The sequence below is a fragment of the Microlunatus ginsengisoli genome (genome assembly GCF_039537205.1).
Taxonomy (GTDB): Bacteria; Actinomycetota; Actinomycetes; order Propionibacteriales; family Propionibacteriaceae; genus Microlunatus; species Microlunatus ginsengisoli.
Map to the genome: position 1 here is coordinate 1 of NZ_BAABAB010000044.1, position 25,177 is coordinate 25,177.

The 25,177-nt window shown below is 68.0% G+C and carries 14 protein-coding genes; 5 read left to right on the top strand and 9 right to left on the bottom strand.

Going from position 1 to position 25,177, the window contains the following annotated elements; genetic code table 11:
• Positions 1-149: 149 nt before the first annotated feature.
• From ABD747_RS21980 to ABD747_RS22005, 6 genes are all read right to left on the bottom strand, one after another.
• Complete coding sequence (locus tag ABD747_RS21980) at positions 150-1,988, bottom strand: SulP family inorganic anion transporter (protein WP_344808672.1); 1,839 nt, start codon at positions 1,986-1,988, stop codon at positions 150-152.
• Between the two features lie 20 nt (positions 1,989-2,008).
• Positions 2,009-3,850: an alkyl/aryl-sulfatase gene (locus ABD747_RS21985; protein WP_344808674.1), complete on the bottom strand. Its 1,842-nt coding sequence runs from the start codon at positions 3,848-3,850 to the stop codon at positions 2,009-2,011.
• A 45-nt stretch (positions 3,851-3,895) separates the two neighbouring features.
• Positions 3,896-10,648, bottom strand: a complete 6,753-nt coding sequence (locus tag ABD747_RS21990) for a DUF5979 domain-containing protein (RefSeq protein ID WP_344808676.1) — start codon at positions 10,646-10,648, stop codon at positions 3,896-3,898.
• A 166-nt stretch (positions 10,649-10,814) separates the two neighbouring features.
• Positions 10,815-11,762, bottom strand: coding sequence for a carbohydrate ABC transporter permease (locus ABD747_RS21995; protein WP_344808678.1), 948 nt, complete (start codon positions 11,760-11,762; stop codon positions 10,815-10,817).
• Between the two features lies 1 nt (position 11,763).
• Complete coding sequence (locus ABD747_RS22000; protein WP_344808680.1) at positions 11,764-12,708, bottom strand: carbohydrate ABC transporter permease; 945 nt, start codon at positions 12,706-12,708, stop codon at positions 11,764-11,766.
• 25 nt (positions 12,709-12,733) lie between these two features.
• Positions 12,734-14,098 carry a substrate-binding domain-containing protein gene (locus ABD747_RS22005; protein WP_344808682.1) on the bottom strand — a complete coding sequence of 455 codons (1,365 nt, stop codon included), beginning with the start codon at positions 14,096-14,098 and terminating at the stop codon, positions 12,734-12,736.
• A gap of 217 nt (positions 14,099-14,315) precedes the next feature.
• Here ABD747_RS22005 and ABD747_RS22010 point away from each other — a divergent pair, with 217 nt between their 5' ends.
• Positions 14,316-15,554 carry a M23 family metallopeptidase gene (locus ABD747_RS22010; RefSeq protein ID WP_344808684.1) on the top strand — a complete coding sequence of 413 codons (1,239 nt, stop codon included), beginning with the start codon at positions 14,316-14,318 and terminating at the stop codon, positions 15,552-15,554.
• 15 nt (positions 15,555-15,569) lie between these two features.
• Here the strand turns inward: ABD747_RS22010 and ABD747_RS22015 are convergent, their stop codons facing one another.
• Positions 15,570-16,466: a TetR/AcrR family transcriptional regulator C-terminal domain-containing protein gene (locus tag ABD747_RS22015; protein WP_344808686.1), complete on the bottom strand. Its 897-nt coding sequence runs from the start codon at positions 16,464-16,466 to the stop codon at positions 15,570-15,572.
• 69 nt (positions 16,467-16,535) lie between these two features.
• Here ABD747_RS22015 and ABD747_RS22020 point away from each other — a divergent pair, with 69 nt between their 5' ends.
• Positions 16,536-17,768 carry an FAD-dependent monooxygenase gene (locus tag ABD747_RS22020; RefSeq protein WP_344808688.1) on the top strand — a complete coding sequence of 411 codons (1,233 nt, stop codon included), beginning with the start codon at positions 16,536-16,538 and terminating at the stop codon, positions 17,766-17,768.
• 7 nt (positions 17,769-17,775) lie between these two features.
• On the opposite strand, the gene ABD747_RS22025 is transcribed toward ABD747_RS22020, so the two are convergent.
• Complete coding sequence (locus tag ABD747_RS22025) at positions 17,776-18,639, bottom strand: sigma-70 family RNA polymerase sigma factor (RefSeq protein ID WP_344808690.1); 864 nt, start codon at positions 18,637-18,639, stop codon at positions 17,776-17,778.
• Between the two features lie 92 nt (positions 18,640-18,731).
• Here ABD747_RS22025 and ABD747_RS22030 point away from each other — a divergent pair, with 92 nt between their 5' ends.
• Together ABD747_RS22030 and ABD747_RS22035 are read left to right on the top strand one after the other, a co-directional pair.
• Positions 18,732-19,061, top strand: coding sequence for a VOC family protein (locus ABD747_RS22030; protein ID WP_344808692.1), 330 nt, complete (start codon positions 18,732-18,734; stop codon positions 19,059-19,061).
• A gap of 110 nt (positions 19,062-19,171) precedes the next feature.
• Complete coding sequence (locus ABD747_RS22035) at positions 19,172-20,170, top strand: hypothetical protein (RefSeq protein WP_344808694.1); 999 nt, start codon at positions 19,172-19,174, stop codon at positions 20,168-20,170.
• 663 nt (positions 20,171-20,833) lie between these two features.
• Here the strand turns inward: ABD747_RS22035 and ABD747_RS22040 are convergent.
• The gene (locus ABD747_RS22040) at positions 20,834-21,676 is read right to left on the bottom strand and encodes a DUF2306 domain-containing protein (protein ID WP_344808696.1); all 843 of its coding nucleotides are present in this window, start codon (positions 21,674-21,676) and stop codon (positions 20,834-20,836) included.
• A 696-nt stretch (positions 21,677-22,372) separates the two neighbouring features.
• Between ABD747_RS22040 and ABD747_RS22045 the strand changes: the two genes are divergently transcribed.
• Positions 22,373-24,304: a hypothetical protein gene (locus ABD747_RS22045; RefSeq protein ID WP_344808698.1), complete on the top strand. Its 1,932-nt coding sequence runs from the start codon at positions 22,373-22,375 to the stop codon at positions 24,302-24,304.
• Positions 24,305-25,177: the final 873 nt, after the last annotated feature.

The following is a 25,177-nucleotide window of genomic DNA, read 5'->3' on the forward strand; positions in this document are numbered from 1 at the left end:
GGGTTGGCCTGCGCCCACATCGCGCCGCGATCGGGCCGAGTTGGGTTGGTGGGGCTCGGGTTGGTGGGGCTCGGGTTGGTGGGGCTCGGGTTGGTCCGACTTGGGTCAGCGCCGGGGTCCAGTCAGTCCGGTCCAGTGAGTCGGGCCAGTTAGTCGGGTCCGGGTCGGTCGGATCCGGGTTGGGCGGGTCCGGGTCGGTCGGCAACCGATTGGTCGGCCTCGGGTTGGTCCGCCTCGGGTCGGTCGGCGTCGGGTTGATCGGCAACCGATTGGTCGGCCTTGGGCCCGTCGCCCCAGGGGGCGTCGGGGTCGCGCGCGACCCAGGCTTCGCCCAGGGCGTACGCGTTCTCCAGGCTCCGCAGCAAGACGTCGGTTGCCGGGACGACGTTCTCGGGGCCGAGCCGGGCCGTGATGCCGGACCGGTCGAGGGTCTCCGCGAGCTGCCGGTTCACACCGGTGAGGACGAGCCGACAGCCACGATCCCGCAGCCGGTCGGCCCAGCGGCCGAAGGCAACGACCATGGTGGCCGACGGAACCTCGGGGACGAATCGCACCTCCAGCACGACCGCGGCGTTCACGGTCTGCGCCGTGTCGGGCCACAGCTCGTCGATCCGTTCGAGCTCGGCGAAGATGCCGGCCCCGCTGTAGCCGAGCACGGTCACCTCGCCGCTGGGGATCTCGGCCGGCGGCTTCGACATCCGCCAGCTGCCGTCGGGCTGTCTTGTCAGCCGGACGAGTCGGGCCTGTCGCTGGACCTGCACACAGAACAGCACCAGAGACAGCCCGGCGCCGATGAAGATCGCGTCCTGCAGCGGCAGCGCGGTGGTGGCCAGGAAGGTCACGACCATGGCGACCGCGGACAGTGGAGCCGTCCGAAAGACGAGGGCGATGTCCTTCCTTCGGCCCAGCACCAGCTCCAACCCGATCACCATCACCAGCCCGCCGATCACGGGCATCGGGATGACCTCGGCCTGCTTGCCGACCAGCAGCACGATCAGCGCCAGCCACGCTCCGGCGAAGATGTTGCTCCACCGGGTCCGGGCTCCTGCGCCGGTCGCCACCCCGGTGCGCGAGAGCGATCCGCCGGTGGGCAGAGCCTGGGTCAGCCCGCCGGCGAGGTTGCCGAGCCCTTGGGCCACGAAGTCGCCGGACACGCTGGTCCGGGTGCCGTCCGGGTTGGGTACGGCCGCGCCGATCCCCGCCGCCTGGGCCAGAGCGACCAGCGACACCGCGATCGCGCCCGTGATCAGGTGGGGGGCTGCGGCGAAGTTCGGCAGGACCGGGTGTGGAAGCGCGTTGGGGATGCTGGCGATGTCGCCGACGGTCTCGACGTCGACTCCGGCGATCACCACGACCAGGGTGACGACGGCGAGCGAAATCAGCAGCGCGAGCGCCTTCAGCGGCCGGAACAGCCGGGCCAGGAACCAGACGCCGACGGTGGCCACCGCCACGAGCGTGGACGCGAGGTCCCACTGCTGGACGTGGACCGCCCAGTCGCCGATTTTGAGCAGGGTGTTGTGCTGATCGCTGGCGTACGACGTCGCGTCTTTCAGCACGCCGGCGATGATCTGCAGGGCGATCCCCGTGGTGAAACCGGTCATCACAGCCGTCGAGACGAAGCTCATCGCCGAGCCCAGCCGGAAGACGCCGAACACGGTCATCACCGCACCGACCATCAGGGTCAGCATGGCGACGTTGCCGAGGTCGGTCGGATCCAGCCCGGCCTGGGCCAGCACGCTCTGGCTGGACAGGGCGATCGCGCTGGTCAGCGTGGTGGTCATCAGCACGGTCCGGGCGAACACGGCGCCGACCAGGGTCGGCGCCATGCCGGAGTAGAGGCCGAGCACCGGGTTGAAGCCGCCGATGCTGGCGTACGCCATGCCTTCGGGGATGCTGAACAGGCCGGTGACGAACCCGGCAACCACGTCCCGCCCGGTGGGCCGGCCGAGCCGGGGGAGCGCACGAACCCCGGCCTCGGGCGGCGTCATCGCTGCTGCCGACCCGGGCGTCAGGGCAGCACGATGTCGAAGTCGGGATCGCCCGGTTGCAGCACCCCGAACAGGGCGGTCAGCTGGCTCTGGTCGCCGTCGGCGGCGAGACCGCTGGCGCGGGCAGCCGCGATGTCGCCGCCGGCCAAGGCGGCCAGGGCGGCGGCCGGCACGGTCAGCGTCAGTGCGACTGGCTTGTCACCGCCCTCGACGTAGGTCAGGACGCCGTTGCGCAGCGTCATCCGGTACGAGCTGTGGTGGTCCGGCAACTCCCATCCGATGGTCAGGTCCAGGTCCCAGGCTTCCGGCCCGTTGACCTGGATGGCCAGCGCGTCGAACAGCATCTCCGGGCTCAGGTGGGCCAGGATGTCGGGTGCCGACGTCACTGTCGGGGTGCCGAAGTTGCCGGTGCGCAGCTCGGTCGCGCCGGAGAGGAAGAAGCAGCGCCAGGTGCCGTTCTCCGAGCCGTAGCCGAGCTGCTCGAACACGTCGGCGAGCAGGGCCTTGCCGGCCGCGTGATCCGGGTCGGCGAAGACGACGTGGTCGAGCAGTTCCGCGGCCCAACGCAGATCGCCCTCGTCGAAGGCGGTCCGCGCCAGCGCGACGACAGCGTGCGAGCCGCCCATCGCGGCGACGTACCGCTTGGCCTTCTCCGTCGGCGGGTGCTGCCACAGCCGGGCGGGGTTGCCGTCGAACCAACCGAGATAGCGCTGATAGATCGCCTTCACGTTGTGACTGACCGAGCCGTAGTAGCCATGGGTATTCCAGGCGTTCTCAAGGGCGGGCGGCAGCTCGATCAGCTCGGCGATCTCCGGCCCGGTGTACCCCCGGTTGAGCAGTCGCAGGGTCTGGTCGTGGAGATAGGCATAGAGGTCGCGTTGGGTGGAGAGGAACTCGACGATCTGCTCGGTGCCCCAGGTCGGCCAGTGATGCGAGGCGAACACCACGTCGGAGTCGTCGGCGAACAGCTCGATCGCCTCGGTCAGGTAGTGGGCCCAGATGTGCGGGTCGCGGACCAGCGCGCCGCGCAGGGTGAGCAGGTTGTGCAGGGTGTGGGTAGCGTTCTCGGCCATGCAGAGGGCCCGCTTGTCGGGGAAGTGGAAGTGCATCTCGGCCGGTGCCTCGGTCCCGGGCGCCATCTGGAAGACGATCCGGACTCCGTCGACGGTGTGTTCCTCGCCGGTCGTGGTGATGGTCAGGGTCGGGTCGAGCATGCTCACCGTCCCGGTGGACGTCGTCTGACCGAGACCCGCACCGAGGCCGCCGGTCGCCGACCGGTCGAGGGCGGCGCCGTACATGTAGCCCGCCCGCCGCGCCATCGCCGTGCCGGCATAGACGTTCTCGGCCACCGCGTGCTCGACGAAGCCCTCCGGAGCGATGATCTGCACCCTGCCGGCGTCGACGTCCTCCTTGCTGGTGACGCCCTTGACCCCACCGAAGTGGTCGATGTGGCTGTGGGTGTGGATCACCGCAACGACGGGCCGGTCGCCGCGGTGCTCGCGATACAGCGCCAGCGCAGCCGCCGCCGTCTCGATCGAGATCAGCGGATCGATCACGATCACACCGGTCTCGCCCTCGACGAAGCTGATGTTGGACAGGTCATAGCCGCGGACCTGATAGATCCCGTCGGTCACCTCGAACAGGCCCTGCTTGGCGACCAGCGTGGACTGCCGCCACAGGCTCGGGTGCACCGTGTCCGGAGCCTCGCCGGTCAGGAAGCTGGTGTAAGACCCGTTGTCCCAGACCACCGTGCCGGCGGCGTTGCGGATCACCGGCTCGCCGGCGGCGACGAATCCTCGTTCGGCGGCGTCGAAGTCCGCGGTGTCATCGAACGGTAGGTCGGCGTGGTCGGGCCGAGGCATGTCGAGTCCTCTCGATGATGGTGGCAGCCTGCCCCCCGATCCCGATCAGCCCCGGGACCGGCGACGGGCCTCGATCATCGCCGCCGCACCACCGCCGGCGAGCAGGAGACCGGCCACCAGCAGCCCGAGCGCCGGGCCACCGGTGTTGGGCAGTGGCGGACCCGGTGGGGTGGGCGGCGGCGGGGTCGGCTCGAAGGCGTTGACCGCGATCACGTCCACCGTCGTGCCGTCGCCGACGACGACCTCCCCGGGCTCGATCGAGACGCCGTCGGCGCCACCGTCGTCCGGCTCGGTCACCGTGCAGTGCGCGCCGGTCGGCAGTCCGGTGTAGGTGGCCTCGAGGTCATCCGGTGCGGTCAGCGTGACGAGGCCGTCGTCCTTGAGCTCGACGTCCGCGATCTCTCCGTCGACCAGCACCTGGCAGCTCAGCTGCAGGGTGAACTCGGTGCCGCTCGGCACCTCGCCGGCCCCGCCGCCGGCCAGCTTCTTGATCAACCGGATGGCTCCGACGTCGAACGTGTTGGTCACCGTGACGACGACCGGGGACTCGGCGGAGTCCGCGGTGACCTGGAACGGGCCGTCCGGCTCGACGACGGAACTGGTCGCACCGCCGGTCCGGGGCTCGGTCACCTCGCAGACCGACGTGACGTACAGACCGGTGACGACGACGCCGAGCGGTTGGTCGCCGCCGAGGACGAAGTCCTTGTCGTACGTCGTCGTGGGCCCGTCCTCCCCCGTGTCGTCGGCCTTTACGCAGTGCAGATGGACGGTGAACGGGCCGACGTCGTACAGCTCGGCGCCTTCACCCTCGACGGCTTTCGCGATCCTGACCTTGCCGGTCGGGAACGTGTTGGTGAAGCTGACCGTGTTGGTCACCGCGCCGCCGTCGCCGTCCGGGTCGAGCACCAGATCCGCGGCGGTGCCCGGCTGCGCCGGCTGGCCGTTGATCGCGTACGTCGTGCTGCCGGCCCCGCCGCTGTCGCTCTCGGTCGCCGTGCACGCCGATCCCGCCGGCAGCTCGGTGAACACCACCGGGGGGTCGTCGCTGTCGAACGTCGCGGTCATCGGGCGCAACGGACCGTAGCCGGCCGCGTACACCGGCTGGCCGAGGAACGTGCAGCTGACGTCGAAGGTGAACGGTCCGTACGTGATCGGGTTGCCGTCCTGATCGACTGCGGAGTTCGCGACGTCCTTGGCGATGCTCAGCGAGGCATCCAGGTAGGTATTGGTCGCCACGATCTGGACCGGTTCGTCGGAGTCGCGGCCGACCGTGACCGTAGTAGCTGCGAAGTCCGGGTTGCCGGCCGCGTCCGGGTCGTCCTCCGACACCGTGCACTCCGAGCCCCACGGCAGGTCGTCGATCTCGTACGGCTCGCCCGCGGTCACCGTGATGCTCGCGTCGTCGCCGAGGTCGACGTCCTCACCGACCGAGGTGCAGTGCACGGTCAGGTCGAACGTGGTCGGTGCATGTTCCGATGCCGGCCCGGCGACCTGCTTGAGGATGGACAACGGACCGGTCGCGAGCGCGGCACCGACCTTGTTGCCTTCCGACTTCGGCGACAGCCCCTTGGTGCCGTCGTCGTCGGTACGGGCCGCCGCGGCGACGGTGTTCCAGGCGATGGTGTCCGGTCCGGCGGTCGGGGACTGCGCCGGGGCGGTCGTGGTCACGTCGACCTTGACCGTACCGGCCGGCTGGAACATCTGGTCGAAGAAGTCCGCCTCGATCTTGATCGCCTTCGCGTTCGCCGGGATCGGGATGGAGCCTCCCAGCGACGGGTTCGCGATCTCCCCGATCAGCACCCAGTCGCCGTCCGGGTTGGGATCGCCCGGATTCACGCTCGGGCAGCTCTCACCCAGGTTCAGGTCGGCGGTGCACAGGCGCTCATCCGTGTCGTAGTACAGCCGGACGGCGCTGACCGTACCACCCGTGACCCCGGCGTAGCTGATCGACTGCGGGATCGGTGTCCACTGCGAGCCGCGGGTCAGCGACGTGATCGCGCCGGTGTCGCCCGGGGTGGGCAGCCGGTCGATCGCATACACGCGGTCCTGCGGCAGGTTCCCGGTGTTGGTGAACGTCAGCCGCCAGATGTCGTCGCCGCCCGGCTTGGTCACCGGCACGCAGCCGCCGACGTAGAAGCCGTTGGCGTCCGGCACACACGCCTGGTCGCCGTTGGTCGTGTTGGTCACGCCGAGCCCGTCGCCGGCGGCCGCCTTCACCGACTTCACACCGCGCAGGGCACCGCCCTTAGCCGGGTAGACCGTCGTGCTGGCCGTGCACTCGCCGGTGTCGTCGTCGAGGGTCTGTGCACAGCTATCCCAGGCCCGGTCGCCGCTGATGCCGGCCGTGTTCGTGACGTTGGTATTGCCGGGCAGACCGGTGCGGAACTGCAGTGGCGTGGTGATGGTGTAGGTCTGGCCCACCTCGAGCACCGTCCCGGCCGGGAACGTGAACGTGATCCGGGTGGCGGTCTCGGCGACGGTGACGGCGGCGGGATCGGAGCCGGTGGGCAGCTGCGGCCCGTTCGCCGGGTCGGGAGCGGCCCCCGCCAGGGCATAGCTGTAGCCGGTGCCGGCGCCGGCTCGGGCCGGGTCGTACTGCAGCAACGGCCCGTCGGCGTCGGAGCCCCAGCTGTCGGTGATCACCGGATTGGTGATCGGTACCGCGCCGGTGTTGGTGAACGTCAAGGTGTACGGGATGTTCGCGCCCGGCGGCTCCGCGCCGCTCGGTGTCTTGGACACCACGACCGCGTTGTTCGCGTGCCGGTACAGAATGTCGTCGGTCGCCTCGTCGTGACCGTGCAGCGGCTCGCCGTCGACGGTGTCCGCGGCGTAGTTGTCGCCCTGGATCGTGTCACTCGACCTGCCCGGGTCGTCCTCGCCCGGCATCGGGTCGTTGCCGGCGAGGTCGCTCAGCACCGGGCCGCCGGACCGCAGGTCCGTCCGGCGCTGGACCTGGAACGTGACCGGCTGGGTCGGTGTCGACGGGTTCTCCCAGATCGACCCGTCCGCCCTGGTGAACGTGAAGCGGAGTCCCTGGACCTGGTCGGCGGTGACGCCGTCCGGCAAAGCGAGTGTGGCGGGGATACCGGTGACCCAGGTGCCGCCGGTCCGCAGCACGGTGTTGCCCGGCCCCGCGGTGAACGTGCCTCCGACGTACGCGTCCACGCGCACCTGGTCGATCGGGGCGGTGAACGCGAACGAGCCGAAGCCGACGAAGTCGTAGGCGTTGAAGAATGTCGTGTCGTCGTCGGTGAGGGTCATCTCGACGGTCCGCGACGGTCCCGAGGGCTGGCCGGAAAGCGTCACGTTGACCGGCGAGTCGTCGGGCTCGGTCTGGGAGTCGGGACTGATCGTCTTCGTCGCCTGCAGCCCGATGCCGCGACCCTCCAGTTGCATGCCGGCGTCGTCGGCGTCGGTGCTGGTCCGCGGATCGACGTCCGGGTAGTTCACCAGATCGGCCGCCTCGGCGGTGGCCACGTCGTCGACGGTGGCGGGCGCCGGGACCGGTGTGTCCGGATCCGAACGCAGCCCGTCCCGGAGTCGGGTGGTGAACATGATCACGCCGGTGCCGTTGGAGGTGATCCGGCCCGAGTAGACGGCGGTGAAGCCGACGACGTCGGCCAGGTCGGACTCGCTCGCGGCCAGGGCCTCGTCCCTGGTCAGGGTTCGGGTGCCGCCGCCGGCCAGCTGGAGTGTGATGGTCAGGTCGGTCGCGCCGATCGTGGCCGGGTCGGTGATGTCGGTGAAGTCGGCGAGGTTGAAGTCTTCGAATGGATCGGTGCCGCCGGCCGGCTCGGTGATGGTGAGCCGGTCCACGACCCGTGGCGTGGTGTTCTTGCCCCTCAGCGTGACCGTGCCGGTCGGGTACTGGTCCGGGAACCGCGCCGTGCCGGGCGCCGGAACTCCCATCGGACCGCCGGTCCAGTCCTTGGTGATGTCGGCGGTCACGTTGACCGGGGTGATGACGATGTCGTCGAAGGCGTCCTCGTGGAAGAAGTCGTCGTTGTCGTCGACCACCAGGCGTGCCTGCGCGACGTTCTGGACGACGCCGGGATCGGCGGTGTTGTAGATGTCCTCGGCCAGCACCGGATCGTCGGGGTTCGAGCGGAGCTCGTCGCGGATCCGGAAGACCGGATGCAGGTGCCGCTGGTTGTCGATGGAGACGGCCACCCCGCTGCCGATCGGCGGCGCGGTGGGAGCGTCCACCACCCGGGTCGGACTCTCCGCGTAGGTCAGCCGGAACGCGATGGTGTCCTGCTGCGACGCCGCACTCAGGTTGTAGCCGGGGAACGTCTTGTCGCACGCAGCCGGGCAGGGGTCGCCCGGAGCATCGATCCATCGTCCCTGCGACGCGCTGAACAGCTCGACCGAGAGGACCTGGTCGTACTTCAGCCGCGGGTCGTCGGTCGCACTGATCGGATCGATCCGGACCAGATCGAAGCTGTCGTAGACGCTGGACGGCAGGTCGGCCTGCGACGGGGGCGGCGTGTCCGGCGTGTCGGAGATGACCATCCGGTCGATCCCGGTCGCACCGTCGGTCGACCAGGCGATGGTCGCGCCCTTCTCCTGCTGGGTCCGCTCGCCGACCGCCGCCGGGTCGTCCCAGGACTTGTCGATGAAGTCGGCATTCCCAGGCGTCGGCGGAACGATGTGGATGTCGTCACAGGCAGGTGCGCCTTGCGCCGGGTCGACACCGTCGGCGGCCGCGCTGGATGAGGCGCAGTCGTCGATGGTCAGGTTCTGGTCGGCCGCCTCCGGCTTCAGATCGAAGATCAGGTTCGGATTCACCGTCGTGCCGGGTGGGAACCCATTGTCGGAGTGGTAGACGAACCGGATCCCCTGGGCGTCGGCCGGCACCGGATCGGGGAAGTCGCCGGTGAAGATCTGCGGTCCGGCGAGGTCGACCATGCCCGGCACCTCGACCCACGCGGTGCCGTCCCAGTACTGCACGGTGAGCGTCGAGTCCGCCGGGATCGGGGTGTTGACCACGCCGCTCGGCGCGAAGCTGTCGAACCAGGTGTCACCGTCGAGGTCAGCCGGCTCCTGCACGATGATGTCGTTGGCGTCGGTGGTCGAGGCCGGGAACTCCTCGACGTGAGCGCTCAGCTGGACCAGGACCCGTTGCCCGGGGATCGAGAAGATCCGCGACGGCAGCACCGTCTTGCCGGTGTCGATCGCGATCCGCTTCTTCAGCGTCGTCAGCGTCGCGTCGGCGTCGTCGTGACCGTGGTAGCCACCCGGGGCGGTGGAGTCGGCGTCGACCGTGTTCGGGTGGTCGAGCGAGTCCACCGTCTGATCGGGATCGGCGGTGACCGCGAACGGGATCGACGCCTCCGCGCCGGGCACGATCGGACCGGTGAACTTCACCGTGAACCCGCTGACTGTCTTGCTCGCGTCGGGGTCGGGCAGCGTGTTCGGCGAGTCTGCGGTGAGGGTTTCGCTCGTTCCGTCCGAATAGGTGTACGTCACCGTCGCGCCGGTCGCGCCGCTCGGCGGCTGGATCGGGTTGTCGAAGCCGCCGAACGTCACCGGGTTGCTGCCGTCGGTGAACATGTTCGGGTCGGCGCCCGGCTCGGTGATGGTCATCGAGTCGAGCGTCCGGCTGCTGGAGTTGGTGGCGCCGATGGTGACCCTGCTGTCCGATCCGGCCGCGATCGTCGCCGGATCGAACGTCTTGTTCGCGTCGAGATCGATGTCGCCGGACTCGATGGTGTAGTCGTCGCTGGCGGTCGCAGGATCGGAGGTGTCCCCACCACGACCTACCGTGGTGGAGACCGTGTTGCCGATCGCGCCGGTTCCGGCGTCGGCGATGTTGTCCCGCTGCTCCATCCCGACGTCGATGCTGCCGGACGCGCCGGGGGCGATGTTCGCCCCGTCGGTGGAGATGAAGTGGACCCTGATGCCCTGGCAGTCGGCCGGGTCGACGCCGGCGGGGAGTGCGGCCGGTGGCGCGGACGGATCTCCCTCGACCCAGTCACCGCCGGTGTAGCAATCGACCTGGACCTGCTCGGCCCCGGCCGGGAGGGTGACGTCCAGGTCGCCGTTGAGCGCGAGGTAGGTGAATGCGTCGTTCGGCGGGTTCGTCGGATCGGTGAGCACGATCTCGTCAACCGGCACATTCGAGGCGTTGCCACCGGTCAGCGTCATGGTCGTCTCGTTGCCAGGGTTCGCGACGGAGCTGTCGGGATCGAACACCTTGTCGGTGGACGCCGCGAGATTGGTCGGGACGTTCGGCACGACGATGAAGCTGTCGGAGTCCGGCGGGGCGTTGGTCGCGTCCGCCGTCGCGGTGTTGGTCAGGTTCCGGCCGTCGAGATCCGGCGAGATGTCGTCGTCGACCTGGACCGGGATCGTGATCTGGATGTCGGTGCCGGCCCGGATGCCCTGGCCGCCGACCGGATCGTCCAGCGGCTGGGTGAAGTTGATCGTGATGTCGTCGCCGTTTGCGGAGGCGGTGCCGGCCCCGGCCGGGGTGATCGCGATGTCGGCCGCGGAGGCGTTCAGCGAGAGACCCTCGGGCAACGGGTCGGTCAGTTGAGCGCTGGTGCACCCTGTTCCGACGTCGACGGCGGTGCAGGTGATGGTGATGGTGTAGTCGAACGTCTCACCCGGCTGGACCACGTGGCCGTCGGTCCAGCCGGTGACCGTCTTGGTGACGGCCAACTCGGCGTCGCCCTCCGCGTACGCGGGCAGGACCATCAGGTTCGGAGCCAGCAGCAGCACGAGTCCGAGCAGCGCGATCAGCCAGCGCGACCGTAGCGGTGAGCGGCTGATCCTGCGGTCGGCGTGGGGCGGCACCGACTGCTCCTTCCGGCGGGGGGACCGGTAACTGTTGGCGAAGTGTGACGAGCCGACCGGCGTGTCGGTCGGCCGTCAGGCCCTTACCTTGTCATACCCTCCCCGCCGTTTCCACAGCTACCTCTCAGCCGGGGCAAAAGATCATCCCCGTGTGATGAGGTCGGCATCATCCCTTCAGGCCGCTGCCGGCAAAGCCCTCGACGATGCGGCGCTGGAAGATCAGGAACAGGATGACCAGCGGGAGCGCGCCCAGGATCGACGACGCCTGGATGTCGGACAGCCTCTGGCCGTACGAACCCTGGACCGTCGCCAGGCCGACCGGGATGGTCATCAGGTCCGGATTGGACAGCACGAACAGCGGCAGGATCAGGTTGTTCCAGACACCGACGAAGGTGACGATCGCCATCGCCGCGATGATCGGCTTCGACAGCGGCATCACGATCGTGCGATAGATCGTCCAGAAGCCGGCGCCGTCGATCCGCGCGGACTCCTCGTACTCCCGCGGCAGGCCGTCGAAGAACTGCTTGAACACGAACAGCGCGATCACCGCGGGGATCTGCGGCAGGATCACCGCCCAGTACGTGTTCAGCAGGCTCGCGGCGCCGAGGATCTGAAAGACCGGAACGATCAGAACCTGGGGTGGGATCATGATGCCGCCGACCATCAGCGCGAAGACGAGCCGGCGTCCGCGGAACCGGAGCCGGGAGATCGCGTACGCGGCCATGGACGCGAACAGCACGGTCAGGGCCACCGTGACGACCGAGGTGACGGCGCTGGCGAGGTACCAGTTCCAGATGTCGCCGCCGGTCAAGATCGTGACGTAGGACTCGAGCGTGAGCTGCCAGTCCTTCAGGATCGGGCCGGCGCCGAGCGCCGTCACGTCATTGGGGGTGAGCGAGGTCTTGATCGCCCACAAGCTCGGGATCAACCACAGCACGGCGAAGATCAGCAGCAACGCCCAGGAGACGATGGTGAACCCGCGGCCGGAGGATTTGTTCTCGGTCTCCGGATTGCGCGGCGGCGGAGCGGCGATCGAGACGCCGGTCGAGCCGCGCCGCGAGCGATCGGGGGTGGCGTCGTCGCGCCGGTCGGTGACGTCGGTCGACTGCGTCATCTCAGGCAGCCCTCCGTTCCTGGGCACGTTGCACGAGTTGTCGGATCACGGTGACGAGCACCACCACGATGAACAGCAGCACGGACGCTGCCGACGCCGCGCCGACCCGGTAATCGGTGAAGGCGGTGTTGGTGACCAGTCCGAGCAGGACCTGGGTCGAGGTGCCCGGGCCGCCCGCGGTCATCAGATACACCTGGTCGAAGATCTTCAGGCTGGCGATGATCTGGAGCAAGATCACCAGCGTCGTGGTCCGGCTGAGCAGCGGGATCGTGATGTGGCGGATCTGCTGCCAGGGCGTGGCGCCGTCCACCGACGCGGCCTCGTAGAGCTCGCGCGGAATGTCCTGCAGGCCGGCGAGATAGAGCACGAAGTTGAATCCGATCGTCCACCAGATCGTCGTGATGGCGATGCCGATCATGGCCAGATCCGGGGTGCCGAGCACCGGGCTCGGGTCCTCGTTGCCCAGCAGCGTCTGGAACGAGTTCCACAGCCCGGTGGTCGGGGTGAAGATGAAGTTCCAGATCAGCGCGATCGCGGCCGAGGGCAGGATGAACGGCACGAAGAAGGCCAGCCGGAAGAACCACTGACCCCGGCCCACCCGGTTCGCCAGCACGGCGAACACGAAGGCCAGCACGACCAGCGGTGGGACGGTGTAGATCGTGAACTGGATGGTGTGCCACAACGCTTCCCAGAAGTCGGCGCGGGACAACATCTCGGCGTAGTTGGCGAAGCCGACGAAGCTGCCGAACCCGGGCCGGACCAGGGTGGTGTCGAACATGCTCGTGATGAACATGTAGATCACCGGCCAGATCAAGAACAGCACGAAGAAGATCCCGAACGGGGCGATGAACAGCCAGGCGGGGCCGGCTTCCTTGCGCGGCCCGCGGGGCGGTTCGGGCGCGTCGGGCACGGATGTGGAGTTCGGTGCCAGGGTCTGAGCCGACATCAGCGGCGCTCCTCTCGTGCGGCGGTCATGTCAACGGGCTCGGCGTGTTGGTGTACGTCGTGAGCAGCTGTCGCGCCGTCGCCAGCCCGTCCTCGGGACTGGTCAGCCCTTGCAGCACGAGGCCGAGCTGGGCGCCGACGGTGTTCTCGAACGTGGACCCGGAGCCGGAGTACCAGGCCTCGGCGTCGTAGACGACCGTGTCGGCGGCTCGCGCGTAGTTCGACTGCGGCCTGAGCGCCTTGTACTCCGCGCTGTTCAGCGTCGGCAGGTAGCCCGGGATGTGGCCGCCCTGCGCCCAGGTCATGCTCTGGTCGAGCATCGACTTGATGAACGTCATCGCGCGCAGCACCTGGTCGTCGGTCCGATCCATCCTGGGCAGGACGAACGTGTGCGAGTCGGCCTGCTCGGCCTGGGTGTCGTAGAACGTGGGAACCGGGACGATGCCGAAGTTCAGCCCCTTGATGCTCTGCGCGGTGGTGATCTCCCACTCGCCCTGCAGATAGAAGGCGGACTGGCCGGTGAACATCAGGGTCTGCGAGCCCGCGTAGTCGGTGGTCGTCGGCATCAGCCCGCTGGTGGTCAGCTTCTGCATCCAGTGCATCGTGTCGAGCGTCAGCTCTTTGTTGTAGGTGAGCTTCTGCCCGCCGTCGCCCAGCCACGGAGTGTTGCCGTCGCGCTGGGAGTAGAGCGTCTGGAACCAGCGCCACGGGGTGGCCAGCTCGCTCACCGTGGCGACCGAGGCGCCGTATGCGCCGGTCACCTCCTTGCCTGCCTTGAGCGCATCCTCCCAGCCCTGGGTGCCCTTGATCTCCTTCAGGCTCCCGTCGGAGTTCAGCAGGCCGGCCTTCTCGCAGACGTCGGTGTTGTAGTACAGGACGAAGGGGTGGGTGTCCAGCGGGATGGCGAAGGACTTGCCGTCCACCTTCTGGTTCTCCCACGCCTTGGCGTTGAAGTCGCTCGGCTTCAACCCGACCAGGGCGAGCATGTCGTCGGTGATCTCGGTCAGCAGCCCGGCCCGCGCGAGGTTCTTCTCCCGGGTCAAGTGGGAGACGGCGACGTCGGGCGGAGCACCACCGATCGTGGCGAGGGTGACCTTCGTGTAGTACGGATTGCCCCAGGTGAAGGTCGCCGCCTGCAGCGAGTCCGGACCGCCGTGCTGATCCGCGTACGTCTGCAGCATCGTCTGCAGCCGGGCGCCGTCACCGCCGCCGAACAGGTTCCAGAAGGTCACCGTGCCGGGCGACAGTTCCGAGCCGAAGAGCCCGGCCCCGACCGCCGTACCGCAGCCGGACAGCCCGCCGGCGAGCGAGATGCCCGCGGCCGTGCCGAGTGCGCCGCGGAGAAACGTACGTCGGCTCACCGATTGCGAGCGGAATCCTGGGCCTGCCATCTGCAACCTCCGGGGGGAGAGATCTGTGCTGCGCTCGACCACGACCTGCCGGCGAAGTCGGTCGGCGCTACCTTAGGCAGATCCAACGTTGTATTTCAACGTTGAAGTGGCGAGAACTCGTTTTCTTCGGGCCCCGATCGTGCTCGATCGTGGCCGCACTTCCGGCATCTGCGCCGTCCCAGTAGCGTGACGAGCGCCGCTGCGATGGAGGAGTGAGATGGCGCGCTGGCGAGGCCGACTGCTGATCGCGTCCGCCTGCCTGGCGAGCATCGCGCTCACCGCCTGTGGCTCGCCCGGGTCGAGCCGGCACGACGGCGAAGGCCCGCGGACGAGCCCGGTGGACGGCCGCCCGCGGACCGATCCGACCGTGACCTCGCTCAGCGCCTTGCTGGTCAGCCCGCGCGAGCCGGCGATCCCGTTCGACGGGACCGACGGCCGGGTCACGGTGACCTACGAGCTCGAGCTCGCCAATGTCACGCCGTTCACGCTGAGCCCCGTCTCTGCCGAGGTGCTCGACCTCTCCGGACAGGTCGTGCAACGGATGGACCGCTCGACCGTGATCGCCGATCTCGCCCTGCCGTCCCGGCGCGGTGGCGTCGATCGCCTGGCCGAGGGCCAGGTCGCGACCCTGTATGTCACCGTCCAGTTCGAGGATCGGGCCCGGGTTCCGCGCCGGCTCGGCAATCGCGTCACCGTGAGCGGTCTGCCGAACGGTGGGACGTACACCAGCGATGTGGCGGTCGTCCCCGTCTCCGATCTCCGGGTCCCGGTGGTGGGCCCGCCGCTGGAGCCGGGTTCGCGCTACATCGCCGCTGACAGCTGCTGCGACAGCTCGCGGCACCGGCGGGCCCTGCTGCCGATCGCGAACGGACAGTGGCTGGCCCAGCGCTTCGCCGTCGACTGGGAGCAACTGGACGACCGCAACCGGACCGTGACCGGCACCGACCCGGCGAAGCCGGCCGACTATGCCGTCTACGGCAAGAAGGTGCTCGCCGCGACCGACGGCACCGTGGTGCACGTGCTGAACGGCCTGGCCGACCAGACACCCGGCAAGCTGCCCGCCGGCCTGTCGCCGGCCGAGGCCGACGGCAACAGCGTGATCATGGACATCGGCGGCGGCCTGTACGCGCTGTATGCCCACCTGCAGCGCGACAGCGTGACCGTCGAGGTGGGTCAGCACGTGCGCCGCGGCGAGCAACTGGGGCTGGTCGGCAACTCGGGCAACTCCTCAGCGCCCCACCTGCACTTCCACGTGATGGACGGGCCCTCCCCGATGACTTCGGAGGGAGTGCCGTACGTGATCGACTCCTTCGCCACGACCGGCCGGATCACGACTCAGGAGGATTTCGACACGTTGGAGAACACCACGACGCCGCTGCCCACCACCCCGCTGCCCGGCGACGGGCCGCACGAACGGGTGATGCCGCTGAACCTCGATCTGGTGACCTTCGGCTGATCGGTCCGGGCTCGGTCAGACCGTCGTGCCCGCCAGCTCGGCGGCGAGCCCGCTCAGCAGATAACCCAGCCCCTGCTCGAAGATGCGGTCCAGGCTGAAGTCGTACGGCTGGTGCACCAGAGCCGTGAACTGCGGATAGTCGGTCTGGTCGGCGATCGCTCTCAGGGCCGGTAGCTGGGTGTCCATCCACTCGTCGGCATCCATCCCGGTCAGCGCGGTGGCCGCGGCCTCCGCCTCGAGATTCACCGCCATCCCGCGGACGTAGCTGAACAGGGTGAGGTGGATGTCGAAGCGCGTGCCGAGGTCGGTGACCTCGTCGGTGAGCACGTCCAGCACCCACTCGGTCCAGCCGATGCCGCCCGCGACCGCCGGCGGCCGGCTGACCGACAGGGCCGCGGCCAGCCAGGGGTGCCGCCGGAACTGCCGCCACAGCCCACGTGCGGCCGCCTCCAGGCATTCCCGCCAGCCCGCGCCCTCCCGCGGCGGCGGCCGCCACTCGCCCATCGCGGTGTCGAGCATCTTCAGCAGCAGGTCGTCCTTGTCGGCGACGTGCCGATACAGCGTGGTCGGGGCCGTGTTCAGCTCGGTCGCGAGCCGGCGCATCGAGACCGCCTCCAGCCCCTCCCGGTCGGCGATGCCGAGCGCCGTCGCCACGATCACCCGGGCCTGCAGACCGTCGGCCGGGACCGGCCGGGGCGACGGGCGGCGGACCACGACGCCGAGGCCCGGCAGGGTCTCGGCCAGCCCGGCGGCCCGCAGGGTGGCATGCACCCGGGTGGCTGTGGCGATCGCGACGTGCCAGTCCCGGGTGATCTGGCGTGCGCTCGGCAGCAGGTCGCCGGGGGCCAGCTCACCGGCCACGATCCGGCGCTCCAACTCGTCGGCGATGCGCTGCGAGGTCGACTCGGCCATTCCCTCACTGTACTAGTACCCGAGTAGTACAGTCCGGTCGGATTCAAGCGTACGCCGTACCGTCGAGGCATGGCACACATTCTGATCAGCGGAGCCGGCGTGGCCGGACCCGCGCTCGCGTTGCTGCTCGTCCGAGCCGGTCACCAGGTCAGCCTGATCGAGCGTGCGTCCGGGCTGCGGCTCGGTGGACAGGCCGTCGACCTGCGCGGTGCCGGGCGCACCGTCGTCGAGGCGATGGGCCTGATGCCTGCCGTCCGCGCGCTGGCGCTGCGGCAGCGGGGCATGTCCTGGGTGGACGCCCGCGGCCGGGCCCGGGCCCGGATGGGCGTGGACGCGTTCGCCGGCGAGGGCTTCATCTCCGAGATCGAGATCCTCCGCGGCGACCTCGCCCAGATCATGTACGACGCCACCCGGCAGGCGGTGCAGTACGAGTTCGGCAACTCGGTCGTCGAGCTGCGCCAGGACGACCAGGGCGTGGACGTGGCCTTCGAGTCGGGTCCTCGGCGCCGCTTCGATCTGGTGGTCGGTGCGGACGGGCTGGCCTCGACCACGCGCCGGCTCGAGTTCGGCGAGGGCGGGATGCGCTCGCTCGGCTGTCTGATCGCCTGGTTCACCGCGCCCGATCCGGGTGACCTGGACGGCTGGTACGAGATGTACCTCGCCCGCGGCGGGCGCAACGCCTCACTACGGCCGGGCCGGCTGCCGGGCGAGGCGAAGGCTGCGCTGGGGTTGCGGATCGCGCCGGGCACCGCGTTCCCGAGCGGACGCGACGAGCAGCGGTCGCTGCTGCGGTCGCGGTTCGCCGGCCTGGGCTGGCGGGTTCCCGAGCTGCTGTCCGCGGCGGAGTCAGCGGACGACTTCGCGTTCGCCGAGATCGGCCAGGTCCACCTGCCGTCGTGGTCACGCGGCCGGGTGGTGCTGCTCGGCGACGCGGCGGCCAGCCCCAGCCCGCTGACCGGGCTCGGCACCAGCGTCGCCCTGGTCCAGGCGTACGTCCTCGCCGGCGAGCTGGCCGCGGCCGGCGGTGACCACCGACGTGCCTTCGCCCGCTACGAGCAGGTCTGCCGGCCCTACGTCGATCGGGCCCAGGAGATGCCGCCCGGCGGTGCCGCGGGCTTCGCACCGATGAGCGAGGCGATGATCCGGCTGCAGACGCTGTCGATGCGGCTGGCCACCCGCTGGCCGATGCGGCCGATGCTCCAGAAGCAGTTCGGCAAGGCGGCCGACGTCGTGCTGCCGGACTACGACCTCGTCGCCACGGCGCGCCGCTCGGTTCCGCCGGCTGGCCCGGTGGGCCGGTGATCCGCGGTCAGCGGGACCGGACCTTGCGCCCGTGCACGTCCAGCCGGTCCAGGTCGCCGGCCAGGATCTCGATCTCGCGGACCAGGCCGTCCTCGACGGTGAACGCGAACACCACCTTCACCTCGCCGCGCAGGCTCCACATGGCGGCGGCGAAACCGTCCAGGTCGGCCGGCCGGGCCGCCTTCGCGCGACCGTTCCAGAACTCGGCCACCTCTCGGGCACCGCTGAGCCGCGGCGGAGGGCCGCCCATCGCGACCGCGGCCGCGTCGGCGGCGACCACCGCGTCGGGATGCAGCAGCTCCATCAACCGGTCGAAGCGGCCGTTCTTGGACGCGTCCAGGAAGGCGTCGACCACCTCGCGCTGCCGGACCCGATCGACCTCGACGTCCTCTCCCTGGCCGCGGATCCGGCGCCGGGCCCGGCTGGCCAGCTGACGGCAGGCGGTGCTGCTGCGGCCGAGAGTCGGCGCGATCTCGTCGAAGGACAGCCCGAACAGGTCGTGCAGGCAGAACGCCAGCCGCTCGGCAGGCACCAGCGAGTCGAGCACCACCATCAGCGCCTGGCCGACCGCATCGGCCCGCTCCGCCTCGTCGGCCGGGTCGGATCCGGCGTGATCGGCCAGGTCGCCGGGCTCGGCATCGAGGTCCTCGCGGCGTGCGGTGCGGACGCGGAGCTGGTCGAGGCAGATGCGCGACACGACCGTGGTCAGCCAGGCTGGCAGGTTGTCGATCGCGGACACGTCGCTGCGCTGCAGCCGGAGCCAGGTCTCCTGCACCGCGTCGTCGGCCTCGTGCACCGACCCGAGCAGGCGATAGGCCACCGCGCGCAGGTGAGTACGTTGCTGTTCAAAGATCTCGGTCCGGTCATCCATGGCTGTCACATTCTGCTCGGTCGATCCGTCATCTGATCGACGAACGTGCGGCCCCCGATGTGACCGCCACGACTTCCCGAGGAGGGAAAAGCATGAGTGCACCGATCCAGAGCCTGGTGATCCCGGTGTCCGACCTGGACGCGGCCAAGGCGATCTACACGACCCTGTGGGGCGATCCGCACACCGACACGGCCTATTACGTGGGCTACAACGTCGACGGCTTCGAGGTCGCCCTGGCGCCCGGCGACGTCTCCGGCGGCCCGGTCGCCTATGCCGACGTCGAGGATCTCGACGCCACCCACGCGGCGCTGATCGCGGCCGGCGGGACCGAGCGCACCGCACCGATGAAGGTCGCACCCGAGTCCCGGGTCAGCGTGGTCGACGACCCCGACGGCAACCCGATCGGACTTCGCGGCAAGTAGCCCTTTCCTGCGCTATTCGGCCTAACTCGTTGGGTCGATCGTCATACTGGTGGCGTGGGGGAGCAGCAGGTCTGCGTCGATGGCGCGGCGCCAGCCGGATCGGCCGCCCGGTGATCAGCCGACGTACCGTTCTGGCCACGTTGGCCGCTGCGGCCGGGATGGGTGTGCTGACCACGTCCCAGGCCGCGGCGGCGACGTACGGCGTCCCCACCGGCACCCCGCTGACGGACTACAACCCGCCCTCGACGTCCGGTGTCGTCGTCCTCCCGGACGGGTTCGTGGGCGACCGGCTCCGGTTCCACGGCGTGATCACCTTCGCCGGCAGCGCCCGGATCACGCGCTCGCTGTTCCGTGGCCCGGCGCAGCCGATGAGCGGCCAGCAGGCCTGCGTCCGCTGCTACAACCGCCGGGTCGGTCAGGCCGTGCTGGACCAGTGCACGATCCGGCCGCAGCTCCCGTTCAACTGTCTCGACGGGATCCTCGGCTGGCAGTACGAGGTCTATCGCTCCGAGATCACCGGAACGATCGACGGCGCCGGGATCTATGCCACCGCTCAGACCGGTTCGTCGTCGGCTCGGGTCGTGATCGAGGACACCTGGATCCACGACCTGACGTACTACTACCCGGACCTGGTCACCCCGAGCCACGCCGACGGCACCCACCCGGACTGCATCGAGATCCAAGGCGGCCGGGACATCACGCTGCGACGGCTCAAGCTGGAGGCCACCGCCACCGCGATCGCCGGCTCGGGGGCCAACCCGGCGAAGCCGTGGCTGCTGGGCCAGGGGTGGGCCAACGGCAACTGTGTGGTCATGGTCAACAACACCGGTATCCCGATCCGCAACCTGATGATCGACTCCTGCACCCTCCGCGGCGGACTGGCCCAGCTGGCCGTCAAGCCGGACATCGGCCTGACGCTGAACGCGAACCGGCACTATCGGGCGGTCGCCCAGCAGCCCGGCGCCCACGCCGGCTACTGGATCCGGTTCGACGATCTGAAGACGGACCAGGTGCAGGGCCTCGGCACCAGCACCTGGATCGACGGGCCGTACGCCGGGCAGGTGCTCACCCAGCCCCGCGACCGCGGGATTCACACCGACAGATCCTGAGTACGGCCCCGCTCAGGCGTATCGCCGGCGCGGCTCAGCCCTTCCCGCAGTTCTGTGTGGCCTGCGATGCTGTGCTCTGGCCGGCCTCGGTATGTTCAGCACGGATCCCGGCAAAGGCACCCCCTTGCCGGGATGGTCTGGATGGGCACTACTGGGTCTCCTCGTGGTCGTCCGCGTTCTCTCGCTCGCGGTGACGTGGCCGGCGAGGCTGGCGTTCGGCGTCGACGCCCGGAAGGTGCTGGCCAGCCCGCGCGAAGGACCCGGCGCCGGATGCCGTCCGGCTCTATCTCATCGACGAGCTCTCCGCAGCACACGGACGCAACCAAAGAGTCGTCGTGCGGAAGTTCCGCTATCTCCAGGGTGCTGTTGTTGCCCTCGTCGTGGAGACGGCAGTCTTCGTGTTCGCGCTGTTGTCGAAAGGCTCCTGAAGCATGGTTCGGGAAGGCCCGTCCTATGGACCGCCGGAACTGTCCGGGCAGCCACCGCCCTATGGACAGCAACCACCGTCCGGCGGATATGGCCCGCCGCAACAGCCGCAGGGTGGAGAGAGAGGTCGCCCGGGCTGTCTCTGGCTGGGAATCGTCGCGATCGCTCTCGCCCTGATTGCGATCATCATCGTCGTGATCTGGGTCAGCACCTGACCTTGGTGGTCGCGCCGAGTGATCAGGCGGCGAAGCGCCCGGCCATCGCCGGGAACCAGAACTCGACGGCGAAGAAGTAGGTCGCCAACACGACGAAACCGGTCGCGACGGCCAGCAGCACGACCGCCGCCCACCGCGTGATCGCGGACGACGATCGCCGCCGCGCGCGGAGGTAGAGCTCGACGACGATCAAGTTGGGCACCCAGAAGAAGAACGCCATCACCCGGTCGAAGCCGCCGTGGAAGTCCTCGGTATGCGCGAGCCGGTCGGTGAGCAGAAACCAGAAGCCGTAGTACATCCGATACAGCCACGAGCCGATGGCCAGGGCGAACAACCGCAACGCCCATGCCTCGTGGATCTCGATCCGCCGGGCTCGGGCATTGCGGTATGCCTGCACCGCGCAGAAGATCAGCGCGATCCCATACCCGGCGAACCCGACGCTCATCACCGGACCACCGACGGTGCCCTTGATCAAGATGAAGCCGAGGCCGCCGATGCCGGCCAGGAACGATGCGGCCAGGTACACCCGGCCGAGCCCGCGGTGCACGGCCGGGTGGCGGTCGCGGAGCCGGCGGGAGAGCTGGATGCAGCCGAGCATCAAGATCACGCCGCCGGCCGCGAAATGCAGGCCGATCGAGGCCGTCGCCGTCGGCGCGGACCGCTCGTAGAGGCGCGGCAGCACGGCGTTCCAGTCACCGAGTTGTCGATCGGCCACGGCTCCGGCGTAGTAGATCAAGATGTAGACGCCGAACAACGCCGTGCTCAGCCAGACGGTCGCGACCAGGGCCACCGAGACCCGCCGCAGTGCCGAGCGACCGTTCAGTCCGGCTCTCGGTGTGTCGAGTTCCGCATTGGGGACGGCCATGGGGAATGGTAGCGCCGCTAGGGGCACGATGCGGATGGCGTCACTCGACCAGGACGTCACGCGAATGTCGGATCAGGCAGCGCGAATCATGCGCACGCCAGCGACGTGATCGCCCTTGTCGCAGCGGTCGGGGTGACAGGATTTGAACCTGCGACCTCTTCGTCCCGAACTTGGCGCACGGCTGGCGCGGGCCTCCGCGCGGACGATCCCGAGTCGGCACGGACGACAACAACCACAACGAGCGGTGCGACTGTTGCTGTACTTCGCTGCTGTACCGTGCCCGACCCCGAGCGGGCTCGTGCGGATCGTCCGCCTCAGGGCGTGCGATGGACCGCTCCCTTATAAGAGCAAGATGGTTCCACCGTGCCCGGCCGCCCAGTGGGCCCGTGGGAACTTGAGCCCAGAACCCGCGAATTAAGTGAGAGACCAGTCACTATTGGAGACGGCCCAGTTCGGCATCTTCCAATATCCGGGTTGGCGCCAGGGCCGAGCGACCGTCCGAGGGCGGCAACCGGCTGGCAGTCGCCCGAGCCCGTTTGGGGTCATCGGCCGTGCAACCCAGACAGCGATTCGACACCGAATCTAAGTGGACGAGCCCCCAAGAAGCGTGACAGAATCAAACCTCCGAGCGCCATCTACTAGGTTTGGTCAGCTTAGGGGGTCGCATTGACGTCGCGGGCTTTCCAGGGCGGGTTATTGAACGAATCGGAGCCTGACGACAAGCTGAGGCACTCGCCGCGAGAGGCTCTGGACGCGCCTCGGCAAACGCTGGAGGCCGGGGGCGAGCACTTGCTTGATGCAGTGCGCCCGAAGAAGCCGGCGGACATTGAGTGGTTGGACACTTCGGCTGCCAGTATGCTGCAATCTCTTCCAGAGATCGACCATTCCGAATACGAGGAGATGCGCTCCGCCATGACGGCGGTAATTGATCGTAGCTTCTTGGCCATGGATGGTGGCAAGCTTCTTGACGCTATCGCCTACGTGCTACTGATAGCCTTGCCGCCAATCTTACTGATTGGCCTGTTCGGCAATACGAGCGATCTGGGCGAGGCGACGGATAAGTACATTTTGACGACAACGCTCGCATTCGTGGCCGGAAGCATAACATACCTGATAACCATTCTGCCGCGCGAGAAGGTCGCAAGAGAGGACTTTCTTTGGGCGTATGCGAAATTCGCTCCGAAGCGATCCGATGCGGCGAAGATCGCACCAAGACAGCCGGGGCTGATTCCGGCGTTAGTATGCATGTGGTTCGTCTCGTTGCCATTACTGCTCGCGCCCAAGTGGACCGCGATATCGTTGTTGTCATTTGCAGCAATAGTTGCGATGGCGCTACTTTCGAGTCGTCCCGCAGCGAGCTGGCGCACCCGACCTGTTGAAAAGCGCGGTACCGGCGACCTAGAACTGTGGGATGCCGCGATAACACTCGAAAACGAAGGTGGGTCGACGAGTCGTCCTCGAATGGCAGTCATCTTAGGCATGGGCGTTGTCGTATTGGCGATATTCTTGGCTCGTCCATCCTCAGCATTAATGGAACGACACATATCCGCCCTCTTTGACATGTGTTTCGTGAGCCTCCTCGTAGTACTTATGGTTGCAAGTCTCGACTACCTTACACTTTGGCAAATTCCCCGCCGCGGCTCAGCTAAGATTCTCCTGTACGCAGCCGGTTACATTGCGTTGCCGGCAGCTTTCTCGGTAGATTTGGTCGGAGGATATCTTACGGACGTTACGCTATGTGCAGCTATTGGCAGTGCGCTTGCTCTGGCTTTCGTGGCCAGTCCAGTCGCTGCAGACCGCGTCAGCATTAGGCGAGTCGCAATCCTTGCGGCGTTGGCCTATATAGTCGTCTATATTCTTATGCAACATGTGTCTAGCCTTTTAGACGTGCTGACGATCGCCGCGTTCGGGCCGATCGCTATTTCTGCATTGACGCCGCTAGTTGTACGCTTCCCATTTATGCGTCGGAGTCATGTGAGGCGATGGTTGTCCGGAAAGGAATACCCACTCGATTGCACAAGTGTCAATCTACTAAACATTTGTTACTACTTGCAGCAAGACGACTCGATTGGCCATGCGGATCGGCAAAAAAGCATGGGCCCTGATACCCATCTTCGCCGCGCTTTGATCGAGATTGAACTTGCCGCTTGTGACTCGGAGTGTGAATTGGGAGGGTGGTTCGGCCGTGCGCTGCGAGGTAATGCGGCGGATACCACTTGGGCAGTTGATTCCTCCCATAGGCTTGCTAGGACGATTAGATCGTATAAGCATGATTTGTTGAAGGACCCTAAGAGCGCGAAGCAAGTTGGCGCAGGTGCGACCCGTCATCTTAAAGCGGCGCTAAGGGGAGAATGGAAAGACCTTTTGTCGGAGGAGGCCGCGGCGCCTGCTCGCTCGACTGTCCTCCGAATCGTCAAACAGGCCTTGCCGCCCGTGGTGCTCGCGGCTTCGGCTTTTCTTCTTCCATGGGCGCTTGGCGTTCCGGCCGATTCGCAAACGGCGACCAGTGTGCGTGTATCGCTCCTAGTCGCCGCGGTACTGGCCGTGTTTGCCTCCTTCAATCCGGAGTTGAGTAAGGTCGGTGACAAACTCGACAAGCAGTTCGAAAAGATCTGGCCCAAGGGATGATCTCCCGCGGAGCAAATTGCCAACGTGGATGCGGCCGGCTGTCATGTTCGGTTGCTGTGGGGCAGGTGCGAGTGGCCGTCGCCAAAAGTCTTTGTAGTCCTCTTGCGCAAAGAACAACCGTCGCAGTCGCGGAGGCGGGCCGGCGAGGTGCTTGGATAGAAGCCCGCCAAATAGTTTTGGATTGCCGACGACCGTGCCCATAAGGGCACTCGGCTTGTTGCGCGTGAAGGGACCCAAGCTGCCGAGTTCCAAAGACTAACTCTAGATCTCGCAGTATCGTCCCGTTCGGTCCGGGCCTTCGCGTCGGCCATGTCCTGAAGGTGTTCGATGACATCGAACCCGAGCGCGTCCAAGTCCAGGTGACCGTCCCAGAACACAGCCCAGGCGGCCGCGGCCGATCGAGATCGCCTCCACTCGTGCCGGCACGTCGGAGACGCCACGGGTGTGCAGGGCGACCATCGCGGTTAAGGTGGAACGCCGCGCGGCGGCGAGCCGGGCCAGGTGCGGCCAGCGGCCGAGCACTCCGACCGCGGTCGGCAACGACCCACCGAACGCGTTCCACAGATCCGGGAACGCCCAGCGGGCCAGGCTGATCAACCGTCGCAGGTACCGGTTGCCGTCGATCACCGCGGCGCCTCGACGCATACATGCCCGCCGCAACGCCAACTTGAGCCGGATCGACGGTTCGCAACGGGTGCAGGTCGAACACCTCACCGGCCCGCGCCAACACGTCTCTGTCGCGCCCTGGCGGCTTGTGTTCCGGCACACACGCGCTCCAAGCTGTGTGGTGAAATGCTAACTCCTGTCCGATACCGGCGGCTCGCCCAATGCCCGTCTCGCGGGATCGAGGCAGATCGCTAAGTCAGCTGTCCA

Bases quoted from the DNA above. Each gene is read 5' to 3' on its own strand.
- ABD747_RS21985 (WP_344808674.1), bottom strand. From the start codon at position 3,850: ATGCCTCGGCCCGACCACGCCGACCTACCGTTCGATGACACCGCGGAC.
- ABD747_RS21995 (WP_344808678.1), bottom strand. From the start codon at position 11,762: ATGACGCAGTCGACCGACGTCACCGACCGGCGCGACGACGCCACCCCC.
- ABD747_RS22040 (WP_344808696.1), bottom strand. From the start codon at position 21,676: ATGGCCGTCCCCAATGCGGAACTCGACACACCGAGAGCCGGACTGAAC.
- ABD747_RS22005 (WP_344808682.1), bottom strand. From the start codon at position 14,098: ATGGCAGGCCCAGGATTCCGCTCGCAATCGGTGAGCCGACGTACGTTT.
- ABD747_RS22000 (WP_344808680.1), bottom strand. From the start codon at position 12,708: ATGTCGGCTCAGACCCTGGCACCGAACTCCACATCCGTGCCCGACGCG.
- ABD747_RS21980 (WP_344808672.1), bottom strand. From the start codon at position 1,988: ATGACGCCGCCCGAGGCCGGGGTTCGTGCGCTCCCCCGGCTCGGCCGG.
- ABD747_RS22010 (WP_344808684.1), top strand. From the start codon at position 14,316: ATGGCGCGCTGGCGAGGCCGACTGCTGATCGCGTCCGCCTGCCTGGCG.
- ABD747_RS22030 (WP_344808692.1), top strand. From the start codon at position 18,732: ATGAGTGCACCGATCCAGAGCCTGGTGATCCCGGTGTCCGACCTGGAC.
- ABD747_RS22015 (WP_344808686.1), bottom strand. From the start codon at position 16,466: ATGGCCGAGTCGACCTCGCAGCGCATCGCCGACGAGTTGGAGCGCCGG.
- ABD747_RS22020 (WP_344808688.1), top strand. From the start codon at position 16,536: ATGGCACACATTCTGATCAGCGGAGCCGGCGTGGCCGGACCCGCGCTC.
- ABD747_RS22025 (WP_344808690.1), bottom strand. From the start codon at position 18,639: ATGGATGACCGGACCGAGATCTTTGAACAGCAACGTACTCACCTGCGC.